At 63.6% G+C, this 22,522-nt stretch carries 20 protein-coding genes; 6 read left to right on the top strand and 14 right to left on the bottom strand.

What is annotated here, in order from left to right; all coding sequences use genetic code 11:
- Positions 1-222: 222 nt before the first annotated feature.
- Positions 223-1,605, bottom strand: coding sequence for an L-serine ammonia-lyase (locus AB5Y93_RS12360; protein WP_010674652.1), 1,383 nt, complete (start codon positions 1,603-1,605; stop codon positions 223-225).
- A 156-nt stretch (positions 1,606-1,761) separates the two neighbouring features.
- Positions 1,762-2,046: a pyrimidine/purine nucleoside phosphorylase gene (locus AB5Y93_RS12355; RefSeq protein WP_162624626.1), complete on the bottom strand. Its 285-nt coding sequence runs from the start codon at positions 2,044-2,046 to the stop codon at positions 1,762-1,764.
- 268 nt (positions 2,047-2,314) lie between these two features.
- Here AB5Y93_RS12355 and AB5Y93_RS12350 point away from each other — a divergent pair, with 268 nt between their 5' ends.
- Positions 2,315-3,559 (top strand): dicarboxylate/amino acid:cation symporter, encoded by a 1,245-nt coding sequence (locus tag AB5Y93_RS12350; RefSeq protein WP_041215213.1) that lies wholly within the window; start codon positions 2,315-2,317, stop codon positions 3,557-3,559.
- Between the two features lie 108 nt (positions 3,560-3,667).
- On the opposite strand, the gene AB5Y93_RS12345 is transcribed toward AB5Y93_RS12350, so the two are convergent.
- The gene (locus AB5Y93_RS12345) at positions 3,668-4,066 is read right to left on the bottom strand and encodes a MerR family DNA-binding transcriptional regulator (RefSeq protein ID WP_010674655.1); all 399 of its coding nucleotides are present in this window, start codon (positions 4,064-4,066) and stop codon (positions 3,668-3,670) included.
- A 132-nt stretch (positions 4,067-4,198) separates the two neighbouring features.
- Between AB5Y93_RS12345 and AB5Y93_RS12340 the strand changes: the two genes are divergently transcribed.
- The gene (locus AB5Y93_RS12340) at positions 4,199-5,365 is read left to right on the top strand and encodes a thiolase family protein (protein WP_109112698.1); all 1,167 of its coding nucleotides are present in this window, start codon (positions 4,199-4,201) and stop codon (positions 5,363-5,365) included.
- Positions 5,366-5,426: 61 nt separating this feature from the next.
- On the opposite strand, the gene AB5Y93_RS12335 is transcribed toward AB5Y93_RS12340, so the two are convergent.
- The 11 genes from AB5Y93_RS12335 to AB5Y93_RS12285 form a co-directional block, all read right to left on the bottom strand.
- Positions 5,427-6,668: an EAL and HDOD domain-containing protein gene (locus AB5Y93_RS12335; RefSeq protein ID WP_368229470.1), complete on the bottom strand. Its 1,242-nt coding sequence runs from the start codon at positions 6,666-6,668 to the stop codon at positions 5,427-5,429.
- Positions 6,669-6,784: 116 nt separating this feature from the next.
- Positions 6,785-8,041 (bottom strand): outer membrane protein transport protein, encoded by a 1,257-nt coding sequence (locus AB5Y93_RS12330; RefSeq protein WP_324040488.1) that lies wholly within the window; start codon positions 8,039-8,041, stop codon positions 6,785-6,787.
- A 251-nt stretch (positions 8,042-8,292) separates the two neighbouring features.
- Positions 8,293-9,564: an outer membrane protein transport protein gene (locus AB5Y93_RS12325; protein ID WP_041211385.1), complete on the bottom strand. Its 1,272-nt coding sequence runs from the start codon at positions 9,562-9,564 to the stop codon at positions 8,293-8,295.
- A 408-nt stretch (positions 9,565-9,972) separates the two neighbouring features.
- The gene (locus AB5Y93_RS12320) at positions 9,973-10,716 is read right to left on the bottom strand and encodes a DUF3379 domain-containing protein (RefSeq protein WP_368229468.1); all 744 of its coding nucleotides are present in this window, start codon (positions 10,714-10,716) and stop codon (positions 9,973-9,975) included.
- Positions 10,709-11,299 (bottom strand): sigma-70 family RNA polymerase sigma factor, encoded by a 591-nt coding sequence (locus tag AB5Y93_RS12315; protein WP_080769901.1) that lies wholly within the window; start codon positions 11,297-11,299, stop codon positions 10,709-10,711. Before AB5Y93_RS12315 ends, AB5Y93_RS12320 begins: the two co-directional genes overlap by 8 nt.
- Before the next feature lie 30 nt (positions 11,300-11,329).
- Positions 11,330-12,808, bottom strand: coding sequence for a hypothetical protein (locus AB5Y93_RS12310; protein WP_368229610.1), 1,479 nt, complete (start codon positions 12,806-12,808; stop codon positions 11,330-11,332).
- A 62-nt stretch (positions 12,809-12,870) separates the two neighbouring features.
- Positions 12,871-14,331, bottom strand: a complete 1,461-nt coding sequence (locus tag AB5Y93_RS12305) for a tetratricopeptide repeat protein (RefSeq protein ID WP_368229466.1) — start codon at positions 14,329-14,331, stop codon at positions 12,871-12,873.
- A gap of 21 nt (positions 14,332-14,352) precedes the next feature.
- On the bottom strand, positions 14,353-15,315 hold the full coding sequence (locus tag AB5Y93_RS12300; RefSeq protein ID WP_368229464.1) for a VWA domain-containing protein: 963 nt from the start codon (positions 15,313-15,315) through the stop codon (positions 14,353-14,355).
- Positions 15,312-15,869: a DUF4381 family protein gene (locus AB5Y93_RS12295; protein WP_368229463.1), complete on the bottom strand. Its 558-nt coding sequence runs from the start codon at positions 15,867-15,869 to the stop codon at positions 15,312-15,314. The genes AB5Y93_RS12300 and AB5Y93_RS12295 overlap by 4 nt, the downstream gene beginning before the upstream one ends.
- Entirely contained in the window at positions 15,854-16,744 is an 891-nt protein-coding gene (locus tag AB5Y93_RS12290; protein WP_368229462.1) for a DUF58 domain-containing protein, read from the bottom strand. The genes AB5Y93_RS12295 and AB5Y93_RS12290 overlap by 16 nt, the downstream gene beginning before the upstream one ends.
- A 28-nt stretch (positions 16,745-16,772) precedes the next feature.
- Positions 16,773-17,723 carry a MoxR family ATPase gene (locus AB5Y93_RS12285; RefSeq protein WP_221437004.1) on the bottom strand — a complete coding sequence of 317 codons (951 nt, stop codon included), beginning with the start codon at positions 17,721-17,723 and terminating at the stop codon, positions 16,773-16,775.
- Between the two features lie 183 nt (positions 17,724-17,906).
- Here AB5Y93_RS12285 and fadI point away from each other — a divergent pair, with 183 nt between their 5' ends.
- The 4 genes from fadI to AB5Y93_RS12265 all read left to right on the top strand — a co-directional run bounded on the left by fadI (position 17,907) and on the right by AB5Y93_RS12265 (position 22,513).
- Positions 17,907-19,217: an acetyl-CoA C-acyltransferase FadI gene (gene fadI, locus AB5Y93_RS12280; protein WP_039039117.1), complete on the top strand. Its 1,311-nt coding sequence runs from the start codon at positions 17,907-17,909 to the stop codon at positions 19,215-19,217.
- Positions 19,217-21,364, top strand: coding sequence for a fatty acid oxidation complex subunit alpha FadJ (fadJ, locus tag AB5Y93_RS12275; protein ID WP_368229460.1), 2,148 nt, complete (start codon positions 19,217-19,219; stop codon positions 21,362-21,364). The genes fadI and fadJ overlap by 1 nt, the downstream gene beginning before the upstream one ends.
- 262 nt (positions 21,365-21,626) lie before the next feature.
- Positions 21,627-21,767 (top strand): TIGR02808 family protein, encoded by a 141-nt coding sequence (locus AB5Y93_RS12270; protein ID WP_010674670.1) that lies wholly within the window; start codon positions 21,627-21,629, stop codon positions 21,765-21,767.
- Between the two features lie 188 nt (positions 21,768-21,955).
- Complete coding sequence (locus tag AB5Y93_RS12265; RefSeq protein ID WP_010674671.1) at positions 21,956-22,513, top strand: YaeQ family protein; 558 nt, start codon at positions 21,956-21,958, stop codon at positions 22,511-22,513.
- Positions 22,514-22,522: the final 9 nt, after the last annotated feature.

The raw sequence follows: 22,522 nt of genomic DNA, 5'->3' as shown, positions 1-22,522 counted from the left end.
ACGGGTCTGTCGTCACAAAGGCCAGGGAACCGGATAACCACAGTGTAACGGTTCAATGCCTAAAAAAAGTTGAAACAGATCTATTTTTGTTGAATTCGTGGCGCGAGTATAAAATTTATTTTGATGGTTATCCATTTTGTTAAGCGCCAGACAAACGTTTTGCAAAAAAATACCCGGCGATGCCGGGTATTCGAGTGCCATATGCGGCTTTATCACAGCGGCTTAACACTCGGTGATGTTGACGGCAAGGCCGCCCCGGGCGGTCTCCTTGTACTTGGTCTTCATGTCGTTGCCGGTTTCCCACATGGTTCTGATCACCTTGTCCAGTGAGACCTTGTGCTCGCCGGTGCCACGCAGGGCGAGGCGGGCGGCATTGATCGCCTTGACTGCGCCCATGGCGTTGCGCTCGATGCAGGGCACCTGCACCAGACCACCGACGGGATCACAGGTCAGCCCGAGATTGTGCTCCATGCCGATCTCGGCGGCGTTTTCGACGATGGCGGGGCTGGCGCCCAGCAGCTCGGCCAGGGCACCAGCGGCCATGGAGCAGGCCACGCCGACCTCGCCCTGACAGCCCACCTCGGCCCCCGAGAGGGAGGCATTCTTCTTGTAGAGGATGCCGATGGCGGCGGCGGTGAGGAAGTACTGCATCAGCAGCTCGTCATCCACCTTGCGCACGAAGCGATCGTAATAGTGCAACACCGCGGGGATGATGCCCGCTGCGCCGTTGGTCGGCGCCGTCACCACCCGGCCCCCGGCGGCGTTCTCCTCGTTGACGGCCAGCGCAAAGAGGTCCACCCACTCCATCACCATCAGCGGATCTTTGTTGAAATTGGTCTCGCCACAGAGCTGGCGATAGAGGGCGGGAGCCCGGCGCTTGACTTTGAGGCCGCCTGGCAGCACCCCCTCGCTCTTGCAGCCACGCTCCACACACCCCTGCATCGCCTGCCAGATCTTGCGAAGCCCGGCCTTGATCTCCGCTTCCGAGCGAAACACCTTCTCGTTGGCCAGCATCAACCCCGAGATGGAGAGGCCGCTCTCCTGGCACTGGGCCAGCAGTTCGGCGCCGCTCTCGAAGGGATAGGGGATGGGGTGGGCAGCATCGAAGCGGGCCGCCTCTTCCCGGGCGTTGGCGAAGTGACTCTCCTCGATGATGAAACCGCCCCCGATGGAGTAGTAGGTCTGTTCGAACACAAGGGTGTCACCCTCATAGGCGCGTAATGTCATGCCGTTGGAGTGGGCGGGAAGGGTCTTGCGTCGATTGAAGAGGATGGCGCCGATGCGGGGAAATTCGCTGGGTTGCTCGCCGCCAAGGCAGAGGGTCTGGGTCTGCTCTACCTGGGCGAGGAAGGCGGGAATGGCCTCGATGTCCACGGATTCGGGTTCAAATCCGGCCAGTCCCAGGATGATGGCCTTGCCGGTGCCGTGCCCCTTGCCGGTCTGGCCCAGTGAGCCGTAGCACTCGACGACGACGCGTCCGGTACGGGAGAGGAGTGCGTTCGCTTTGAGGGTCTGGATGAAGGCGCAGGCGGCCCGCATCGGTCCCACGGTATGGGAGGAGGAGGGGCCTATCCCGATGGAAAACATGTCGAAGACACTGATCATGACGTACTCCAATTATGGATTTCGTCTAAACATTGTAAATTTTTTGTAGTCGTTGAAAAGGGGGGAGATAGCGGGGTGTGATGGCGGTAGGGAAATGGGCGCGGGAGAGGCGCGCCATGGGGGAGCCGCTCGGCATCCCATGGCGCCCGTGATACATCAGTCGAGAAACTCGCACAGATAGGCGGAGGCGATCTTCACTTCCAGCTTGAAGGAGGAGTGACCGGCCACGTCGAAGGATTCCCCCTGCTGGTAGGTGTGCCACTCATCTTCGTCGGCCAGCTGGATGGTGAGGGCGCCCTTGATCACCGTCATGCGCTCCGGGGCGGCGGTATTGAACAGGTACTCGCCCGCTTCCATCACACCAACGGTAGATTTCTCACCTTTTTGCTCGAAACCGATAGATTTAACATTTCCGTCAAAATACTCGTTAACTTTCAGCATCTTTTCTTCCCTGTATGCACGTTTGCAGAGCCAACGTAGCACACTGTTTTGGATGTTGTCATGGTAAAAGGAGCAAAAACAGCCGTGTCTCTTTTGAGGCTTTACTTTCTCATAAAGTTATCAATGCATTTCGTTAACGGATTCTGATGTAAAACGGGGCGCAAATATGAGATAAAGCGCACCGCCAGAGCAATGGAGAGGATTTGACGCTCTGGGTGGTCATTTACGCTGTAAAAGTGTGAGTAATTGCTAAATAAAGGAACATTCTGTGTTAACAAAAGGATTAATCAAAAACATCGGCTTCCAGGTAGTGGTGGCCATGGTGCTGGGCGCGCTGGTCGGGGCGCTCATGGGAGAGCAAGCCACAGTGTTTGCGCCGCTCGGCACCCTGTTTATCCAGCTGATCAAGATGCTGGTGATCCCGCTGGTGGCGGTGGCCATCCTGTCCGGGGCCGCCAATCTGGGGGCCAGCCCCGCCGCAGGCAAGATTGGCGTCACCACGCTCGCCTTCTTCCTCGGCACCTCCGCACTGGCGGTGTTCCTGGCGCTGGTGATGGGTCAGGTGTTCAAACCTGGTGTGGGCGTTGACTTTGGCGCCACTGCGGCCATGTTCTCCGGCGACTACGCCGACAAGGGGGCACTGCCCGATGCGGTGGCCACCCTGCTTGGCATGATCCCGACCAACGTGTTCAGCGCCTTGAACGAGGCCAACATCCTGCAGATCCTGGTGTTCTGCATGTTCCTCGGCATCGCCCTGGCCAAGCAGCCCCGCGAGCGCGCCAAGCCGTTGGTGGACGGGCTCAACACCCTGGTGGACGCCTTCGTCTGGATGATCAACAAGGTGATGCTGATCGCCCCCATCGGCGTCTTCGGCCTGATGGCCGATGCCATCGGCACCTACGGCTTCGACGTGCTGACCCTGGTGCTCAAGCTGTTCGTCGTCTATGTCGCCGCCATCCTCATCTTCGGCTTTGTGGTCTATCCGCTGCTGATCGCGTTCTTCTCCAACACGCCGGTACGCAAGTACTTCTCCGCGATGAAGAAGCCGCAGATCGTGGCCTTCTCCACCGCCTCTTCCATGGCGACCCTGCCGGTCAACATGGAGACCTGCGAGCGCGATCTGAAGGTGACCAACGCCACCGCTTCCTTCGTGCTGCCGCTGGGCGCCACCATCAATATGAGCGGCAATGCCATCTATTACGGCCTGGTCGCCATCTTCTTCGCCCAGGTCTATAACATCGATCTTTCCATGGGTGCCTGGGCGGCGATCATCGTCACCTCCACCCTGGGTGCCATCGGTCAGGCCGGTGTGCCGGGCCCGAGCTTCCTGGTGGTTGCCGTGCTGCTGGCGGCCGGGATTCCCATCGAGGGTCTGCCGCTGCTGTTCGCGCTGGATCGTCTGTTCGACATGATCCGCACCGCGCTGAACATCACCGGCGATGCGGCCTGCGCCATCATCGTCGATCGCTACAGCCCGGATTACGATCCGAACCGCTGGAGCAAGGAGGCCTGATATCGGGTCGTCCACCGTGCATGACAAGAGGGAGGCTTCAAGCCTCCCTCTTTCATTTGTGTCTATTTGCTGGCGGTGATCCCCGCTTGCCTCGCCCGTCTGCGTGACTCAGGGGGAGAGGTGTGCCAGGGCCTGGCGGCAGCGCTGTTCGGCCGCCTCCAGCTCCAGCAGGACCATCTGGATATCTTCCAGCTGCTGCTGCAGGGTCTCCCGCTTGTCGGCCACCAGCCCCAGCATGGTCTGCAACTGGGAGCGGCTGCTCTTGTCCGCATCGTAGAGATCGAACAGCTCCCGGATCTCTGCGAGGCTGAAGCCCAGACGCTTGCCACGCAGGGTCAGCTTGAGCCGCACCCTGTCCTGACGGCTGTAGATCCTGTGCTGTCCCTGGCGGGTCGGGTTGAGCAGGCCCTGATCCTCGTAGAAGCGGATGCTGCGGGTGGTCACATCGAACTCGCGAGCCAGTTCGCTGATGCTGAAGGTGCGGGTGTCGTCCCTGGATTTGGTCATGGGGCTGTCTTGGCTGCCATCTGGTTGTCAATGCAGGCTGGCACCTTACCCAAACGTCAACTTCCCCGCAAGTCTTGTTCCTGTCGCGGTCGCGGCATATGTTATCCCGATGTAACAAGGAGAGTGCTATCGATGGATATCGTGATTGTGGCGGCCAAACGGACCCCCATGGGGGCCTTCCAGGGGGCCCTGAGCGTGCTCGGTGCCCCCGAGCTTGGCGCCTGCGCCATCCGCGCCGCGCTGGCGCAGGCCGGGATGACGGGGGAGCAGGTCAATGAGGTCTATATGGGCAACGTGCTGAGCGCAGGGGTCGGCCAGGCGCCAGCCCGCCAGGCAGCGCTCAAGGGGGGGCTGCCGGACAGCGTGCCCTGTACCACCATCAACAAGGTGTGCGGCTCCGGCATGAAGGCGGTGATGCTGGCGGCGGACAGCCTGCGCCTGGGGGAGGCCGAGGTCGTGGTGGCGGGGGGCATGGAGAGCATGAGCCGCGCCCCCTATCTGCTGGACAAGGCGCGCAGTGGTTTTCGCATGGGGCACCAGAGCGTGCTCGATCACATGTTCCTGGACGGTTTGCAGGATGCCTACGAAGGCCATCTGATGGGGCATTACGCCCAGTTGAGTGCCGATCGCAGCGGACTGACCCGGGCCGACATGGATGCCTTTGCCATCGCCTCCCTGGAGCGGGCGCTGACGGCGCAGCGCAGCGGTGCCTTTGCCGCGGAACTGGCTCCCGTCATGACCTCTGAGGATACCCTGCTGCTGGCCGAGGATGAGCAACCGGGCAAAGCCAGGCCCGACAAGATCCCCGGCCTCAAGCCGGCCTTCAGCAAGCACGGCACCATCACGGCGGCCAATGCAAGCTCCATCTCGGACGGGGCGGCTGCCCTGGTGCTGATGCGGGGCGAGACCGCTGCCCGGCTCGGATTGCCGGTGCTGGCCAGGGTAGTGGGTTACCAGAGTCACGCCGCCTTGCCGGCGGAGTTTACCAGTGCCCCCGTCGGCGCCATCGACAAGTTGCTGGCCCGGGTGGGATGGTCGGTGGAGGAGGTGGACCTGTTCGAGGTGAACGAGGCATTCGCCATGGTGAGCATGCTGGCCATGGCAGGGTGCGGCATTCCCCATCACAAGTTGAACGTGAACGGCGGGGCCTGTGCGCTGGGGCACCCTCTTGGCGCCAGTGGCGCCCGCATCCTGGTGACCCTGATCCATGCCCTGCGTGCCCGCGGGCTCAGACGAGGGGTGGCGAGCCTGTGCATCGGGGGAGGGGAGGCAACGGCCATCGCCATCGAGGCAGGCTGAATGCGTGGGTGAGAGTGCAGCGGGTTGATGGAATGACAACGTCCCTTCAAGAGGGACGTTGTCATGTCTGGCGGAAGTGGACCGGTTGCTCTTCCATGGCCTGAAGCTGCTGGTTGACCCAGGCGGTGGCGCTCAGATAGAGGTGGCTGACCTTCTCTTCGTTGAGGCCGAGCCGGACGGTGTTGGCGGCAACCCGCTGCCAGTCGGCTTTCTCGAAATCTTCACAGAACGCCAGGTAGAACCCGAGCTTGCCCTTGCGGGTGAGCAGGGCGGCACGAATGTCGTCGGTCAGGGGAATGGAGCCGAGCAGCTGATCCAGCGGTTCTCCCATGAGCACGTCCAGCAGGGAGAAGAGGCCGGTGACAAAGGCTTGCTGTGCCTGCTCTGCGGGCGCATGGGTCTGGGCCAGCAGTTCGCAGAACCGGGCTCTGATGAGGGACATCTGATGGAGCTCGGCGCTCTTTTCACTCCCCGCACTGGTGGCGGCGATCAGGGCGACGAAGCGCTTGAGCTGGGCGTGCCCCAGGGAACTTGCGGCCTGGCGAAACGAGGCGATGGGCTGGGGGAAGCGCTTGAGGTGGTTGATGTAGCGCAGCAGCTTGAGGGAGAGGGTGAGATCCTGGTTGAGCAGTTGCTCAATCTTGTCCAGATCCGGTTCGGTCTGATTGACCACCTCGAGCAGCTGCATCACCACCAGTTGGGCCGGCGGTATGGTGGGCTGTTGCACCATCTGGGGGCGGCTGAAGAAAAATCCCTGGAACAGGGTGACGCCGAGCTGCTTCATCCGCTCGAACTCGGCCTGATCCTCGACTTTCTCGGCCAGATAGGTGAGGGGCAGGTGGCGATGATTCGCCATGAAGTGCTCTATGCAGGGTTGCGGCGTGCTGCGCAGGTCGAACTTGATGATATGGATGTAGGGGAGGAACCTGTCCCAGTCTGAGACCATGGTGAAGTCATCCAGCGCCAACCGATAGCCCAGCCCATAAAGCTGGATCACTTTTTCCAGCAGCGCATCGTCGGGCTCGGCATCCTCCAGGATCTCGATTACCACCTTGTCACGGGGGAGGCATTCGGCCAATCCGTCCAGCAACAGGGAGTGGGGGAAATTGATGTAGCAGGGGTGATCTCCGATGAGCTGATCGATGTTCTGCTGCAAGAACTGCTCGGCAACCAGCCTGGAAGTGGCCTGCTGCGCGGAGACGGAGGGAAATACATTGTCCAGGCTGTCGCGAAACAGCAGCTCATAGGCTTGGGTGTTCAACTCCCGATCCAGAATGGGCTGCCTTGCTACATAGGAATACATGCATCTCTCCACCATGGTTACAGGCTTGATTCTATGGTGAAGCGGATCACTATGCCAGTGCCGACCGGTCGGGAAGGTCAACAACTGGCATACTATTTGTCAGGAAACCCGGAGTGTCAGAACAGGTAGTTGAGCTGCAGGCCGGCGAGCCAGGCATCCCCTTCCGAGGTGCCATTGAAGGTGGAGGTGGTCTGGGGGATGCCGGGCCTGAGCTGCATGGTTTCGCTCACGTCCACCTTCTTGCCGTCGATCAGGGTCAGCCCCAGATCCAGCGAGAGGTGGCGGTCAATCTGGTAGCCCACGCCAGCGCTGTACCAGACCCGATCCGAGTCGGGGATGGAGATGGTGCGGCGATCCGCCGGGACCGGGCTGCGGTCGTAGGCGATACCGGAGCGCAGTTGCCACTGGGGGGCCAGCTGGTAGGTCATCCCCAGGGCATAGCGCCAACTGTCTTCCCAGTGCTCCTCCTTGATGTGCATGGTGCCGTGGTGGTCGAGTTCGGATTCGAGCTGCACGAACTTGCTCCAGTTGGTCCAGTTGATGCTCGAATGCAGCGCCAGGGCCGGGGTGAGCTGATGGAACAGGGCCAGCTCGGCGGTGGCGGGCAAGGGCAGATCCAGGCTGCCGGTATCGGTGAAAGGCTGGCCCCTTTGATCGATGCCGATGGCGTCACCGGAGAGGGTCAGGGTCACGTCGTGGCGATAGGAGAGACCGACGCGGGTTGCCTGCGACAACTCAAGCAGGGTGCCCAGGTTCCAGCCCATGGCCCAGCCATCCCCTTTCAAGTGCTTGGCTATCTGGTTGTTGGAGGGGAAAGTGCCGCCCACTTCCCCTTCCCCCTGAATGGCGGAGAGACCGGCCCCGACGGACCAGACGCGGTTGATGCGATAGGCCAGGGAGGCCCCCAGATCCATGGTCTTGATGTCGGAGACGTTGCCGAAGTGACCGGCGTTGTAGTTGTCCGGCATCTTGACCCCGAGTCCGTAATAGGAGGTGGCGGCAAGTCCGAGGCGCCATTGCTCGCTGAGGGGCACGATGAGATAGGCGTTGGGCACCCAGGCGTCACCCGCAATGTCGTGGGCTCCGGCATCCAGGCTGACCGGCCCCTGGGGGGTAGGCACCCGGGTGGTGCCCTCTATGTTGACGTCGGGGTGCACATGGATGACGCCGCCGGAGAAGGCCAGGGTATCGAACCGGGTCATGGCGGCGGCATTGCGGGAGAGCACGCTGGCATTGTCGGCGATGGCGGCTTCACCCGCGAAGGCACGCCCCATGCCGGTGGCGGATTGCTCCGCGAGCTGGAAGCCGGCAGCCTGTACCTGGCTCGACAGCAGAAAGAGGGCTATAAGGGAGGGTTTGAACGTCGGATGCATGGTCTTTCCTCGGGATGAACTGGGTGTTCATTCTGTTATTCGGTTGGGGCCGGGATTTTATATGGTATGACCAGCAAGGCAACGGGGAGAGGGGAACGTGCGGCAAAACGGGATTAAATGCTGAAAGAAATCCCCATAACAGCTTGATAAAAAAAGAAAAGAGTACAGTTGTTTACTACAGCTGTGCGCTCAGTTGATGAAATTGGATAAAAAAAGAGCGCCCTGGGGCGCTCTCGATGATGATATGAAAATCAGAATTTCATGTTGAACTGGGCGGAAGCCAGCAGGGCGTTGCCGTGAGAGGTGCCCTTCCAGCGCAGCGCATCGCTGTGGTTGCGCAGGCCTTCGTTCACGTCCACTTCCTTGCCGTCCAGATAGGCCATGCCGAAGTCGAGGCTCATGTCCGGATTGATGTGGTAGGTGGCACCGGCGCTGTACCAGATACGGTCGGAGTCAGGAATGCTCAGGCTGCGGTATTCCGGCTCGATGGGGCTGTTGTCGTAGGCGAAGCCGATACGGGCTTCCCAGGACGGGTTGACGTACCAGGTACCGCCCAGGGCGTAACGGGCAGAGTCCTTGAACTTCTCGTCTTTTTGCAGACACACGCCGCCGGCGCAGTTGCTGCTGGTGGCCTTGAGCTCCTGGAAGGCGCTCCAGTCGGTCCAGTTCACGGAGTAGTGGACAGCGAATTGCTGGTTCAGGCGGTGGTAGCCTGCAAATTCGGCCTGGGCCGGCAGATCCAGCTTCAGGTTGCCATCGACGACGCGGTTGCCGGAGGTGGCACCCTGGAAGTCGCCGTCAAAGCTCAAGTCCACCTGGGAGCGGTAGGTCAGGGCGAGACGGTTGTTGTCGTTGATCTCGTACAGGGTGCCGACGTTCCAGCCAAAGCCCCAGGTGTCGCCCTTCAGGTGAGCCAGACGGGTATCGGAGTTGGCACCCGGAATGGCAGCGGAGAGCGCACCGGCATAACGGTTCAGCTCGGCGGCGGCGTAGACGGCATTGATGCCGGCACCGACGCTGAAGCTGGAGTTGATGCGATAGGCGATGTTGGGGTTGATGTTGAAGGTCAGCAGCTCGGTGTCACCGGCGCCAGCACCGGCCGCGAAGGTCTTGGAATATTCGGTGGAGAGGCCGTAGTTGGAGAAGAGGCCGATCCCCCAGGCCCACTGATCGTTCAGGGGCTGGATGAAGTAGGTGGCCGGCACGAAGGCATCGGGGGCGATGTCGCTCTCGCTGGACGGAGCCAGCTTGGTGGGGCCGGCATAAATGTCGCCAGCCACGTCCACGTCGGGCTTGATATAGGTGCCGGATACAGACAGTGCCATCTTGTCGAAGGTGGTCATGGCCGCCGGGTTGCGGGACAGCACGGCCGCGTTGTCGGCGATGGCTGCTTCACCTGCGTAGGCGCGACCCAGACCGGAGGCCGAGTGCTCGTTCAGCTGGAACGCGGCGGCGAAGGTCTGGGTGCTGGCCAGGGTCACGGCCGCAGCGATCAGGCTTTTCTTGAAAAAGGCAGTTGTCATAGTGTTCTCTCTTTGTAAGCAGATTTTCTGTCGACATCGCGGCTCTTTGGCGGCTATTGACGACATGATCTGTTGTTATGTCAGCTTCTTCCCATTCATTGCTGGCGTGATTCTATGGATCTGGTAGGAGGTAAGAAATCAGACCAGTGACAGCAGAATACATAAAAGTTTCCATTGTGTTAATCATTTGTTTTAACTTGCCGTTTTATTAGGCTGATTTATCTATTATTGGATAAATAAAGCACAAATGGTGCCGTTTGCGTCATTTAAAATAAATAGTAAAAATGTGACTTCGCGCGGGCAATGGGCGGGAACATGCGGGGATTTAGGGATGAACAGGCAGACAATGAGGATGTCTGCCTGTGATGTGGCTGAGGCGGAGGACGAGTCAGCCTGGGTCAAGGTCTGTTAAATGGACCAGTGCAGGCGTGACTCAAGCTGGCGGGCAACCGGGGCGAGGGGCTCCTGCATGTCTCCGATGAGCACCATGTTGGCCCCCTTGAGCGGCAGTATCTCCCCCTTGAGGGTCCCGTCTGCAAAATTGGACTGGATCGTCAGTGGCAGATGCTTGGGGACGAGGAACAGGGTGACCGGTCCCATCTTGCCCTGGAGCACCATGTGCAGGGCCGGTCCCTGGTAGAAGGCGCAGTGGTTGACATAGGTTACCTTCATGCCCGGCATCTCGCTCAGGGTGGCGCCATATTTCTCCATTTTTGCGTTGATGGTGTGCAGGCTGACCCGCTCATCCACCGCATGAATGAAGGGCTCTTCCCCATAAACGTGGGACATGGCGACTTGAGCCAGCGACAGGGTGTCCGGTGCCACAGGCCAGCTGATCCAGCGGGTGCTCATGCCGAGCAGGAAGGCGACCGAGGCCGCGATGGCCAGAGCGCGCCATTGCGTGCGTGCAGGAGTGACGGGCAGCGGGACCACCTGCTCCTCTTCGGCTGCCATCGCCTGCCTGAGCAGGATCCGCTCCGCAAGACCGGCCGGTACGTCCACTTCCAGGGTGCTGCGCACCTGGCGCTCGAGCTGCTGCATCTCGTCCAGATGCTTGCGATTGGCCGGTGACGCCTCGGCGGCTTTCAGGAAGGCGGGATCCCTGTCCGAGGGGTGAGTGATGGCCCGGCGGCGAAATTCAAGCTCATCCATTGGTGTGTCCTCTCTGTTGTTTCGCAGACTCCATGGCCTCTTTTATCTGGTTGCGGGCGCGAAACAGCCTTGTCATGACGGTGTTCTTGTTCAGGCCGAGTTGCTCGGCGATCTCCTCCCCGCTGAATCCCCCCAGTACCTGCAGCAGCAGCGGCTCCTGATACTCGGCAGGCAGGCGGGCGATGTGGCGCCTGAGCCATTCGTGCTCCATCTCCTGCTCGCTTGGCAGGACACCCTGATCCCGCAGGGGGTGCTCGTCGAGGTCGACGAGATCGAACTGCTTTCGCTCAAAGCGGCGGGCATTCTCCCGCCGCAATATGGTGATGAGCCACGCCTTGGCAGCCTTGTCGTCCAGCAGGGTATCTATCGCCTTCCAGGCGCGCAGGAAAGTCTCCTGCACCAGATCCTCGGCGATTTGCGGATCCCGGCACAGCCAGTAGGCGTAGCGGTAGATGTCCCCGTGCAGGGCGTGCACCAGGGCTTCGTACTTGGTTTGTTTATCTGCCATCTCCCCATAGACCGGAGAAGCGCAGGGATCCTTTCCCGTGTCGGCCCTTTTTCTTCTGAAAAAACCTAACGCCATAAAGGGGTGTCCTGTTTCATGAGGGGCGCATCATGCACGCATCCACGCCAGTATTCGAAGACCATAGGCTATCGCAAAGCTCTCCCAGGTGCACAACTCCCTGGCGAGCGCCTGCCTGGGCAGGTGTTCGCCAGGGACTCGCTTGGGGGAAAAACAGGCCCGATCCAGGTCGTCCAGCAGCGCCCCCATGGCGGGGTCGCGGTGACAGGGCAGCCTGGCCAGATGCAGACAGGGGGCGTCCCAGCGCAGGACGGCCCAGGTCAGCAGGGTTTCCCTGGCCTCGTCAGGAGAGCCCGTGGCGAGGGCCCGTTGCAGGCGATAGAAGGCGCGCCAGCGCGGCCAGCGGCGCATGAATGCCCGCAGCAGGATGGCCAGGAGCACCCAATAGAGATACTGGGTCCCCGGTGTGGGGGAGGCGGGAGTGGCGCTCTCCCTTGCCGTGAACACCAGAGGATGTGCGGGCAGGCGCGCCTCCTCGATGCGACCGCTCTGGGTGTTGAACCAGCGCAGGGTCTGGGGGGGCAGCACATAGCGCCCCGCCTCGTCGGCGGTCAGGGCCTGGCGCCACTGGCGCTCGAAGCGTAGCGCCCCCTCGGCCACGAATCGCTCCTGTTGCTGCTCGCCGTCCGGCTTCATGGAGAGGCCGGCGGGCAGGGGCGGGGCCGGCAAGGGGGGCAGGCGGTTGTCATCCCCCCCTTCCATCACCAGGGTGAGGGTGCGGATCACCGGCTCACCCACCCTGGCCTGCGCCGGGCTGAACTGCTGGCGCAACACCAGGCTGCTCGCCACCGGCTCCAGGGGGGCCTTGTCCACATTGATGAATAGGGTCGCCGCCCTGGCGGACAGCAGATCCCCCGCGTTGCCTGGCGCGGTCGCACCGGCCTGGTCCTGGTGCGGCAACCGCCCCTGAAAGCGGGGGGATTCGACGGGATGGAGCCCGGGCCCTTTGGCCTGCAGCAGCCATTTTCGCGTGAGACGCCCGGGCAGGCCGGGGCTGGCGGGAGAATCCCAGCGATCCTCGCCAAGGCGGCGAATGGTAAAGGCCGGGGTGATGGGCTCACCGAGGTTGGGGGCCTCCAGGTTGGCAGGCAGCCAGAGGGTTAGCTCATAGATGAAGGGCTGGCCGGGATAGAGATTCCCCTCATGGAGCACCCGGGCCTGCAGCTCGACCGGAGAGAATACCGGGTCTTGTGTCGGCATCAGGGTGCCGTCCAGGGAACGTGTCGGTACCGCCAGGGAGGGGGTGAGATCGGCGCCAAGGGGCAGGGAGGGCACCTGGCGCGGGCTGGTATCGAGCAGGTGCAGGGGGATCTGCCAGCGGGTCAGGCTGCGGCTCTGGGCACTGACCCGCTGGATGCTGACCCGCCCGACCGCAAACTGGCGCAGCAGCGGTTGCATGTTGAGATCCTCATCGCGGTGCAGCCCGTCGGCCTCGATGACGAGCAGCCAGTCGCGCTCGCTCGCCCCCGGCAACAGCTCGGCCTCGACAGGTGCGGCCTGCGCCCGCATGGCGCACAGGGCGAGCAGCAGCCAGCAGCCGAGCCGGGGGGAGAGCAAGCGCAGCACGAGGATCACCAGGGCTCCTCCACCTTGATCAGGGGGCGGCGCAGGGCCTCCTTGCGAAGGCGCTGCTCCAGCAGCAGCACGGGGGGCGCCGGGGGGCGGGGAGCCTCTGAGGCGCGGGCGGGGTCGGGAGTGTCGGCCTGCTCCGGGGCATTTGCCGAGGGCGCCGACTGCGGCGGGTTGGCCCGCAGCAAGGCCAGGTTGTGCAAGGCATCCCTGTGCCCAGGTTCAAGGCGAAGGGCGCTCAGATAGGCCTGCTCCGCGGCGGCAAGATCCCCGAGCCAGACCAGGGCATTGCCCCTGTTGTAGTGGGCGGTGGCGCTGTTTGCCCTGCCATAGGCGGCGACGGCCCTGGCGTAATCCCCGGATCTATACCAGGCGTTGCCTTGCCAGACCGGATCCTGGAAGGCGTTGGCCGCTTCCCGATAGTGTCCCTGGCGATAAGCCTGCCAGCCTGCTTCATCTTGTCGGGAGGCCGCCTGCAGGGAAGGGGGCGCGAAGCCAATGACGAGGATCACCAGCAGCCAGTGGGCGCCGATCCGCGCCAGCAGCGCCAGGGGGAGCAAGGAGATGAGCAGCCAGGGGCCGAGATCCCGGGATTGCCCCTGCGTCAGGGCTTGGCCCATGGGCAAGGGGGCAAAGCGGGGCTGGCCGGAATCAAGCCAGGCCAGCCTGCCTCCGGTGTTGGCGGCAAGGGCGGCCATGGCCTCCTCGTCGGGCGCCGGCAAGGTGTGGCCGATCGGGCTGCCGAGCTGCCAGCGCTCGGCAGCCACGCCGGGCAGCCGGGTCTCCTTGCCCCCGCTGGCCAGCAGGATGTCGAGCCGCGGGGCCGGGCCTGCCTTGCAGAACAGGTCGTTGAGGCAGGGCCAGAGGGCGGCGATGCGATCGCGCGCTGTCCCGGAGAGGTCGTCGGTCACGAGCAGCAGACGGGCGGACTGGCCCGGCGGGATCAGGGTGAGGGCCAGGGCCACGGCGCGCTCGGGGGCGCTGCCCTGGACAGGCATGATGGCCGGGCGCAGGTCCGGCAGCAGCAGGGCGATGGCCTGATGATCCCGGGTGGGAGGCATGGCGAGGTAGGCATCCCCGGCAAATAGAATGAGGGCGATGGGATGGGCCGCGTCCTGCCGCGCTATGTCGGCCAGCATCTCCTGCAATCCCAGCCTCACCCGGGTTGCCCGGTCCGGCGCCAGATCCTGCGTCAGCATGGAGTCGGAGAGATCCAGCAGCCAGATATCGAGGGCCGGGCTCGGCATGGGGAGACTCTGCTGGCGCAGGGCGGGGCCCGAGAGCGCGAGGATCACCGGCAGACAGGCAAGCCAGCGCCAGGGGATGGCCCGATGACGGCTCGGCAGCAGATAGGCCTGCATGGCCGGGGAGAGCAAGCCGGGATCGCGGCGGCGGCGCCACCCCTGCCACAGCCAGGGGAGCAGGGCCAGCAACCAGAGGGGGCGAAGCAAAGTCAGCTCCATGGTGCCACCGTCATGACCTGCCTACTCATGGGATGGCCTGTGTGACAGGGGGATGTGCCAGCGGGCTGGCCAGCAGAGCAGCAGCCAGGCCAGGGCCAGTGGCCAGGGGTAGAGCTCCTGGTGGGGCCGGGAGAGGATCTGGGGCCGGGCGAGGGGCTCCAGGGTGTCGATGGCCTGGTTGATGGCGGCGAGATCGCCCCGGTTGCGGGCGCGAAAATAGCGGCCTCCTCCCAGTGTCGCCAGCTGCTGCAACAGAGCTTCATCCAATTCGGCACTGGGATCGGCGTCCCCAGCGGGCCCGGCGAAGGTGTCGGGGTCGGCGCCCACCCCCAGGGTATAGAGACGGATGCCGGCTTTGGCGGCGAGCCTGGCCTCGGTCAGGGGATCCGCATTGCCCGAGGTATTGCGCCCGTCCGTCACCAGCAGCAGGGCGGTGGGGCGGGTGGGGTCGGCGTGCTGGCGTGCCAGCAGGATGGCTTCCCCCAGGGCAGTGGTGCGCCCCACCAGATCGAAGTCGAGCTCCCTGGCCAGGGTGAGCAGAGCCTCGGTCTCCTGGGTGAGGGGGGAGAGCAGATAGGCGTGATCGGCAAAGACGACAAGGGCGATACGATCCCCCGGGCGGGAGGCGACAAGGTTGCTTATCTGCTGGCGCACCGCGGCAAGCCTGTCCGTTTGCTCTCCGTCATCCAGCATGTCCTGGGTGCGCATGCTGTCGGAGAGATCGACCGCGAGGATGAGGTCCCGGCTGCTCTGGTAGTGAATGATCGGGGGCTCCTGCCACTGGGGGCGGCACAGAGCCAGTACCAGGGCGCACCAGCAGATCATCATGCGCCACAAGGGCTGCCCCGCCTGGGGCTGGAGCAGGGGAAAACCTCCGTGAACGAGCCGGTTTCCTCCCTTGCGCCCCTTCATGGGAGGCAGGCCGAAGCGCACCAGCAGCGGCAGGGCGAGGGCGAGGGAAAACCAGGGCCAGGCGAGGATCATCGCGTACCCTCCGGGGGAGGTGCCCCTCGCTTGCTTGTCGGGAATCGCGGCGCGCTGACGCAGTGTCGCCCCCAGGCGAGATAGGCGAGGCGCAATCTTTTGCGCTGCGCCTCATCGGGCACTCTGCCCCCATAGAGCCAGAGCGGCCACTGGGCGGCAAACCGGGAAAAATCGCTCCCCCCCTTGCTGTCCAGCCAGGCGAGCCAGGCCTCCCCTTGCAGGGGGGTCGCCTCGGGCCAGCGGGCCATGGCCGCTTCTCGCAGGGCATCCTGCAGCCTGGGGACGAGATCGTCTGCCTGCCAGTCTATCCGGTGCGCCCAGCGGCGCTGGCGCAACAGGGTGAGGGCCGTCGTGGCGATCAGGCAAGCGGCGATCGCCGCGATCAGCAGCCCCCCGAGGGCCATCAGGCGAGGATCTTGTGCAGGCTCGAGAGCGGGGCCTTGGTGGATGTCGCGCAGCTCGGCACGGATGGCTTGCAAGGCCTCACTGGACGAGGGCTGGCGATATGCATCCGGTGCGGGTACGCCTTGCTCCCCCCTCAAAACAGACGGCATCCGCCCTCCTGCCACTGGCGTTGCAGGGTGGCGCCGTTGTCGAGGCGATAGAGGCGCGTCACCAGGGGCAGTAACTGCTGGCGATAGGCCTCGGCCTGTTCGTCGGCCGCCCTCTGATAGCGAGCGCGAAAGCGGGGATCTTCTCCCGCGAGCCAACCGCTGTGTCTGCCTGCCTGCACTGCCAGCAGCCCCTGCTCGGGCAGGGCGGCTTCCAGGGGATCGCGGATCTGCCAGTAGTGGATGTCGTGGCGCAGGCGAAGGCGTTGCAACTGCTGGCAGAGGGCCTGGTCCGGTACCTGGTGATGGCTTATCAGGGTCAATCTGGCCCCGTGGGGCAGGGTGAGTCGTGCCAGGGTCTGGGCCAGCGTCCAGGGCGGGGGGGCGCGATCCAGCCCTGCCTCGTAATGGCGGCAGAGCGCTTCCAGGAGAGGCATGAGAGAGCCGCGCTGGTGCTCTGTGTGGGGGGCTGCGCCCTGGCAGATCAAGGTATTGGCCTGTTTCTCCCCCTGCCAGAGCAGGGCGGCGGCCAGCTCGCAGCCAAGGCGGGCCTTGAGCTGGGCGCGGGAGCCAAAGTACATGGCGGGTGAGAGATCCAGCAGCAACCAGTGGGCCTGATCCTGTTCTTCCCCGTAGAGGCGGGTGTGGGGGCGGCCGAGGCGGGCGGTGACCCGCCAGTCGATGTGACGCACTTCGTCACCGGCCTGATAGAGGCGAAGCTCCCTGAAATGGAGCCCGGGCTGGCGCCCGATACGCCCCTGGGCCGCCTGATGAATGCGAGCACGCTCGCCCTGGCGCGTCCAGAGGCGCACCGCCAGCAGTCGCTGGAGGGTGAGGGCGATGTCGGGGTGATCCCGGGGCTCGGCGACGGGGGTCATGGCGATAGGGCTGCCTGCGGGGGTCGGCTCAGGGGCATGGAATGGCATCCAGCAGCAGGGTGATGAGCGCCTCGCTATCGAGGTTGTCCGCCAGCGCCTGATAACTCGGGATGAGGCGGTGGCGCAGCACGGCTGGCGCCAGTTGCTGGATGTCTTCGGGCAATACGAAGTCGCGCCCGGCGAGCCAGGCCCGGGCCCGTGCGGCTCTTGCGAGGCCGATGCTGGCTCTGGGACTGGCCCCCACCGCGACCAGGGGGTCTAACTCGGGGCACAGGCCGCTGCCGGGGCGGGTGGCGCACACCAGTTGCACCAGATAGTGCTCGAGGCGCCCCTGCATCTGTACCCCTTGAACGGCGGTGCGGGCTTCCATCAGGTCGGACTGACTGAGGGTGACTGGCGGCGTCGGCAGGGCGTCGCCGCGGGCGTTGAGCTGGAGGATGGCCAGCTCCATGGCGGGGCTGGGGTAATCCACCAGCAGTTTGAGCAAGAAGCGATCGAGCTGGGCCTCCGGCAGGGGATAGGTCCCTTCCTGCTCGATGGGGTTCTGGGTGGCGGCGACCATGAAGAGGGAGGGCAGGCGCCAGCTCTTCTTGCCCACGGTGATCTGGTGCTCGGCCATGGCCTCCAGCAGAGCGGACTGCACCTTGGCCGGCGCCCGGTTGATCTCGTCCGCCAGCACCAGGTGATTGAACAGGGGGCCGGGTTGAAACACGAAACTTGCATCCTGGGGATGGAAGACCTCGCTGCCGGTGAGATCGGCAGGGAGCAGATCCGGGGTGAACTGGATACGGGCAAAGCGCCCCTCCACGGCGCCGGCCAGCGCCTTGACCGCCCGGGTCTTGGCAAGACCGGGGGCCCCCTCAATCAGCACATGTCCTTCACATAACAGAGCGATCAGCAGCCCCTCGATGAGGGGGCCCTGTCCCAGGATCTGGCTGCCCAGATAGTCTCCAAGTGCTCTGAACTCGGCCGCTGCCATGCGATAAACCCGTTGTTTTTATGGAAGTTGATCTTTTTATACCCCAGTTGGCTCACAAGGGCGAGGGAGGGTGGCAAGATGGGGACAATTTAGTTTCAATCAGCCGTATGAAAGTTGTGATTGGATTGTTAAGATGTGGCGCAATGAGGTCAGACCTCTGCCTTTTTAACCCAAGGAGCCAGGATGAAACAGCCATTGAAACTGACGACTCGCCAGGGCGAACGGATAGCCGTCGTGGCGGGTCTGCGCACCCCCTTTGCCAAGCAGGCCACCGCTTTTCACGGCGTGCCTGCGGTGGATCTGGGCAAACTGGTGGTGAGCGAGATGCTCGCCCGCACCGATCTCGACCCCAAGCTCATCGACCAGCTGGTGTTCGGCCAGGTGGTGCAGATGCCGGAAGCGCCAAACATCGCCCGGGAGATCGTGCTTGGCACTGGCATGAGCGTCAGCACCGATGCCTATAGCGTGTCGCGCGCCTGCGCCACCAGTTTCCAGGCGGTGGCCAATGTCACCGAATCCATCATGGCCGGCACGGTGGACATCGCCATCGCCGGTGGTGCCGACTCCTCTTCCGTGCTGCCCATCGGGGTCAGCAAGTCTCTGGCCCGCGCCCTGGTGGATCTCAACAAGGCGCGCAACCTCCAGCAGCGTTTCAATATTCTGCGCCGCCTGCGCCTGAAGGACCTGCTGCCGGTTCCCCCGGCCGTGGCCGAGTACTCCACCGGTCTCTCCATGGGGCAGACCGCCGAGCAGATGGCCAAGACCCACCAGATCAGCCGCGAGGCACAAGATGCGCTGGCCCACCGCTCCCACACCCTGGCGGCCGAAGCCTGGGCGCAGGGCAAATTGAATGGTGAGGTGTTCACCGCCCACGTGCCCCCCTACAAGTCGCCGCTGGAGCGGGACAACAACATCCGTGAAAGCTCGGATCTGGCGAGTTACGCCAAGCTCAAACCGGTCTTTGACCGGGCCCACGGTTCGGTGACTGCCGCCAACGCCACTCCGCTTACCGACGGCGCCGCCGCCGTGCTGATGATGCGTGAAGGGCGGGCCCGTGAGCTGGGTCTGGAGCCGCTGGGTTACATCCGCAGCTTCGCGTTTTCCGCCATCGATGTCTGGCAGGACATGCTGATGGGCCCCTCCTATGCCACGCCGCTGGCGCTGGACCGTGCCGGCATCACCCTTGGGGATCTCACCCTCATCGACATGCACGAAGCCTTTGCCGCCCAGACGCTGGCCAACCTCAAGATGTTTGCAAGCGCCGAATTTGCCCGTGACAAGCTGGGCCGGGATCAGGCCATCGGCGAGGTGGACATGGAGAAGTTCAACGTGCTCGGCGGCTCTTTGGCCTTTGGTCACCCCTTTGCCGCCACCGGGGCGCGCATGATCACCCAGACCCTGCATGAACTGCGGCGCCGGGGTGGGGGATTGGGGCTCAACACCGCCTGTGCGGCGGGTGGGCTGGGTGTGGCCATGGTGCTGGAGGTGGAATGATGAGTGCCAAGACTTTTTCTCTGGATATTCGCAAAGACGGCATCGGCATCCTCACCATGGATGTGCCCGGTGAGAGCATGAACACCCTGAAGGCCTCCTTTGCGGACGAGATCCGCACTCTGCTGGCCGAGGTAAAGGGGAACGGGGATCTGATCGGCCTGGTGATCGTCTCCGGCAAGAAGGACTCCTTCGTTGCCGGGGCCGACATCGCCATGCTGGCGGCCTGCACCAGCGCTCAGGATGCCGAAGCGCTGTCCCGGGCCGGACAGGAGGTGTTCGCCGAGATCGAAGCCCTGGGGATCCCGGTGATCGCCGCCATTCACGGCCCCTGCCTTGGCGGCGGGCTGGAGCTGGCGCTCGCCTGTCATGGCCGGGTGGTGACTGATCACGGTAAAACCGTGCTGGGCCTGCCGGAAGTGCAGCTCGGCCTGCTGCCGGGCTCCGGCGGTACCCAGCGCCTGCCGCGCCTCATCGGGGTGGCCAAGGCACTGGATCTGATGCTGACCGGCAAGCAGGTGCGGGCCAAACAGGCCAGGAAGCTCGGGCTGGTGGATGACATGGTGCCCCCGTCCATTTTGCTGGAAGCCGCCATCAAGCTTGCCAAGAAGGGCAAGCCGCGCCACCACCTGAAACGGGATCTGCAGGGCAAGGTGCTGGAGACCAACAAATTTGGTCGCAAGGTGCTGTTCGATCAGGCCCGCAAGGGGGTCAAGGCCAAGACCCGGGGCAACTACCCGGCGCCGGAGCGTATCATCGAGGTGGTGCGCATCGGCGTGGAGGAGGGGATGCAGGCTGGCCTGCTGGCCGAGGCCCGCCACTTCGGCGAGCTGGTGATGACGCCGGAATCCGCCGCCCTGCGCTCCCTCTTCTTCGCCACCACTGAGATGAAGAAAGAGGTGAGCTATCAGGGGGCCGAGCCGCGCAAGGTGGGTCATGCCGCCGTGCTGGGGGGCGGCCTGATGGGGGGTGGTATTGCCTTCGTCACCGCCACCAAGGCGGGGGTACCGGTGCGGATCAAGGATGTGGCGAGCGCCGGCATCGGCAATGCCATGCGTTACAGCTACGACCTCCTCGCCAGGAAGCTCAAGCGTCGCCAACTGCTGCGCAGCGAGCTGGAGAAACAGATGAGCCTGCTGACCGGCACCCTGGACTATTCCGGCTTCCACCGGGTGGACATGGTAGTGGAAGCGGTGTTCGAGGACATCAACCTCAAGCACCAGATGGTGCAGGACGTGGAGTGCGAGTGCGGGGAGCACACCGTGTTTGCCTCCAACACCTCCTCCCTGCCCATCCACCAGATCGCCTCGGCGGCGACGCATCCGGAGCGGGTGGTGGGGCTGCACTACTTCAGCCCGGTGGACAAGATGCCGCTCGCCGAGATCATTCCCCACGCGGGTACCAGCGCCGAGACGGTGGCCACCACCCTGGCCTTCGCCCGGGCCCAGGGCAAGACCCCCATCGTGGTGAAGGACGAGGCCGGCTTCTACGTCAACCGTATCCTGGCGCCCTACATGAACGAGGCGGCGCGCCTGGTGCTGGAAGGGGAGCCGGTGGAGGTACTGGACGGCGCTCTGCTCGACTTCGGTTTCCCGGTCGGCCCCATCACCCTGCTGGACGAGGTGGGGATCGACGTGGGAGCCAAGATCTCCCCCATCCTCGAAAAAGAGCTGGGTGGCGAGCAGTTCCAGGCGCCCAAGGCCTTTGACAAGCTGCTGGAAGACGATCGCAAGGGGCGCAAGAACGGCAAGGGCTTCTATCTCTATGGCAAGGCGGCTCCGCGCAACAAGCTCACCGGCAAGGAGGGCAAGAAGACGGTGGACGCGAGCGTCTACGACGTGCTGGGCGTCAAGCCCCAGGCCAAGCTGGCCAGGCAGGAGATCGCCGAACGCTGCGTGCTGCTGATGCTCAACGAAGCGGCTATGGCCCTGGATGGCGGCGTGGTGGCCTCGGCCCGGGATGGCGACATCGGCGCCATCTTCGGTATCGGCTTCCCCCCCTTCCTGGGCGGTCCGTTCCGCTACATGGACAGCCTCGGCATCGACTATCTGGTGGGGCGTCTTGAGCACCATCAGAAGCGCTTTGGCGACCGCTTCGCCCCCTGTGCGCGGCTGAAAGCGATGGCGGCGGAGCAGCAGACCTTCTACTGATGGCTCTCGACGGCATGCATCGAGCGAGGCGACCCCAAGGTCGCCTCGCTTTTTGTTGGGCGTACCTTTCCGGTTTGGGGCGAGGGCGCGAAGAAAAACGGGGCGGGGAGGGGTAAAACCTTGATCTGGCGCAAACTGGTGCCCCATTTATTACTTTGGTGGCATAGGACTCAGGCGCGGGTTGAGGTCAAATAGTCTCATCAGGAACGGGGGCGACCCCGTCACGAAAGGGACACCCATTTCACTGGATGAAGGACACACTATGAGTCTGCTTGAACACACCATCTGGACTGTATTGGGGTATGGGGCCATGCCCTTTATCTTCCTGAGCGGGTTCGTGGCAGTGGCAGTGACCTGCTGCCTGCTGCTCAATGCCTTCGGGGTCAAGTCCGCCGAGAAGTGAGTCACTCTCGTTCATGCCGCCAAATGCCAGTCTCACGACTGGCATTTGTTTTTTGTGTCTTCTGAAGCACTTGCCCACCCCTGATGGGGTAAAGGGAGCGCAAGACGGTCGAACCCGGCGGCCATTTTGATTACACTGACGCCCGGCATGTCCGCCCCCTTCTCTTTTATCAGGTATTCACGACTTCTATGGCGCTCAAGGCAACCATCTTCAAGGCCCAGATCAGCTTGTCTGACATGGATCGCAATCTCTATCAGGACTTCTCCCTCACCCTGGCCCGTCACCCCTCCGAGACCGACGAGCGCATGATGATCCGCCTCGCGGCCTTCGCCTGGCATGCCGCCGAGCGGCTGGAGTTCACCAAGGGGCTCTCAGCCGACGACGAGCCTGAGCTCTGGTGCAAGAACTACTCCGACGAGATTGAACTCTGGATTGAGCTGGGTCAGCCGGACGAGCGCCGTCTCAAGAAGGCATGCAACCGCTCTCGCCAGGTGGTGCTCTACCTCTATGGCGGTCGTGGCACCAGCGTCTGGTGGAAGCAGAACCAGGGCAAGCTCGGTCTGCACGACAACCTGAGCGTCATCGAACTCTCCGACAGCCAGACCCTGCCCCTGGCGGCCATGGTGGAGCGCACCATGCAGCTCACCTGTACCATCTCCGACGGCCAGCTCTGGGTCAGCAACGGCAGCCAAGAGGTGACGCTGGACCCCGTGGTGCTGATGGGACGCCCGGCCCGCGAACTGTAAACGGGATAC

The sequence above is a fragment of the Aeromonas sp. R10-1 genome (assembly GCF_040908465.1).
In the GTDB taxonomy this organism is placed as follows: domain Bacteria; phylum Pseudomonadota; class Gammaproteobacteria; order Enterobacterales; family Aeromonadaceae; genus Aeromonas; species Aeromonas caviae.
The sequence above is the reverse complement of the archived record's forward strand: the minus strand, read 5'-3'. Positions and strand labels throughout refer to the sequence as shown.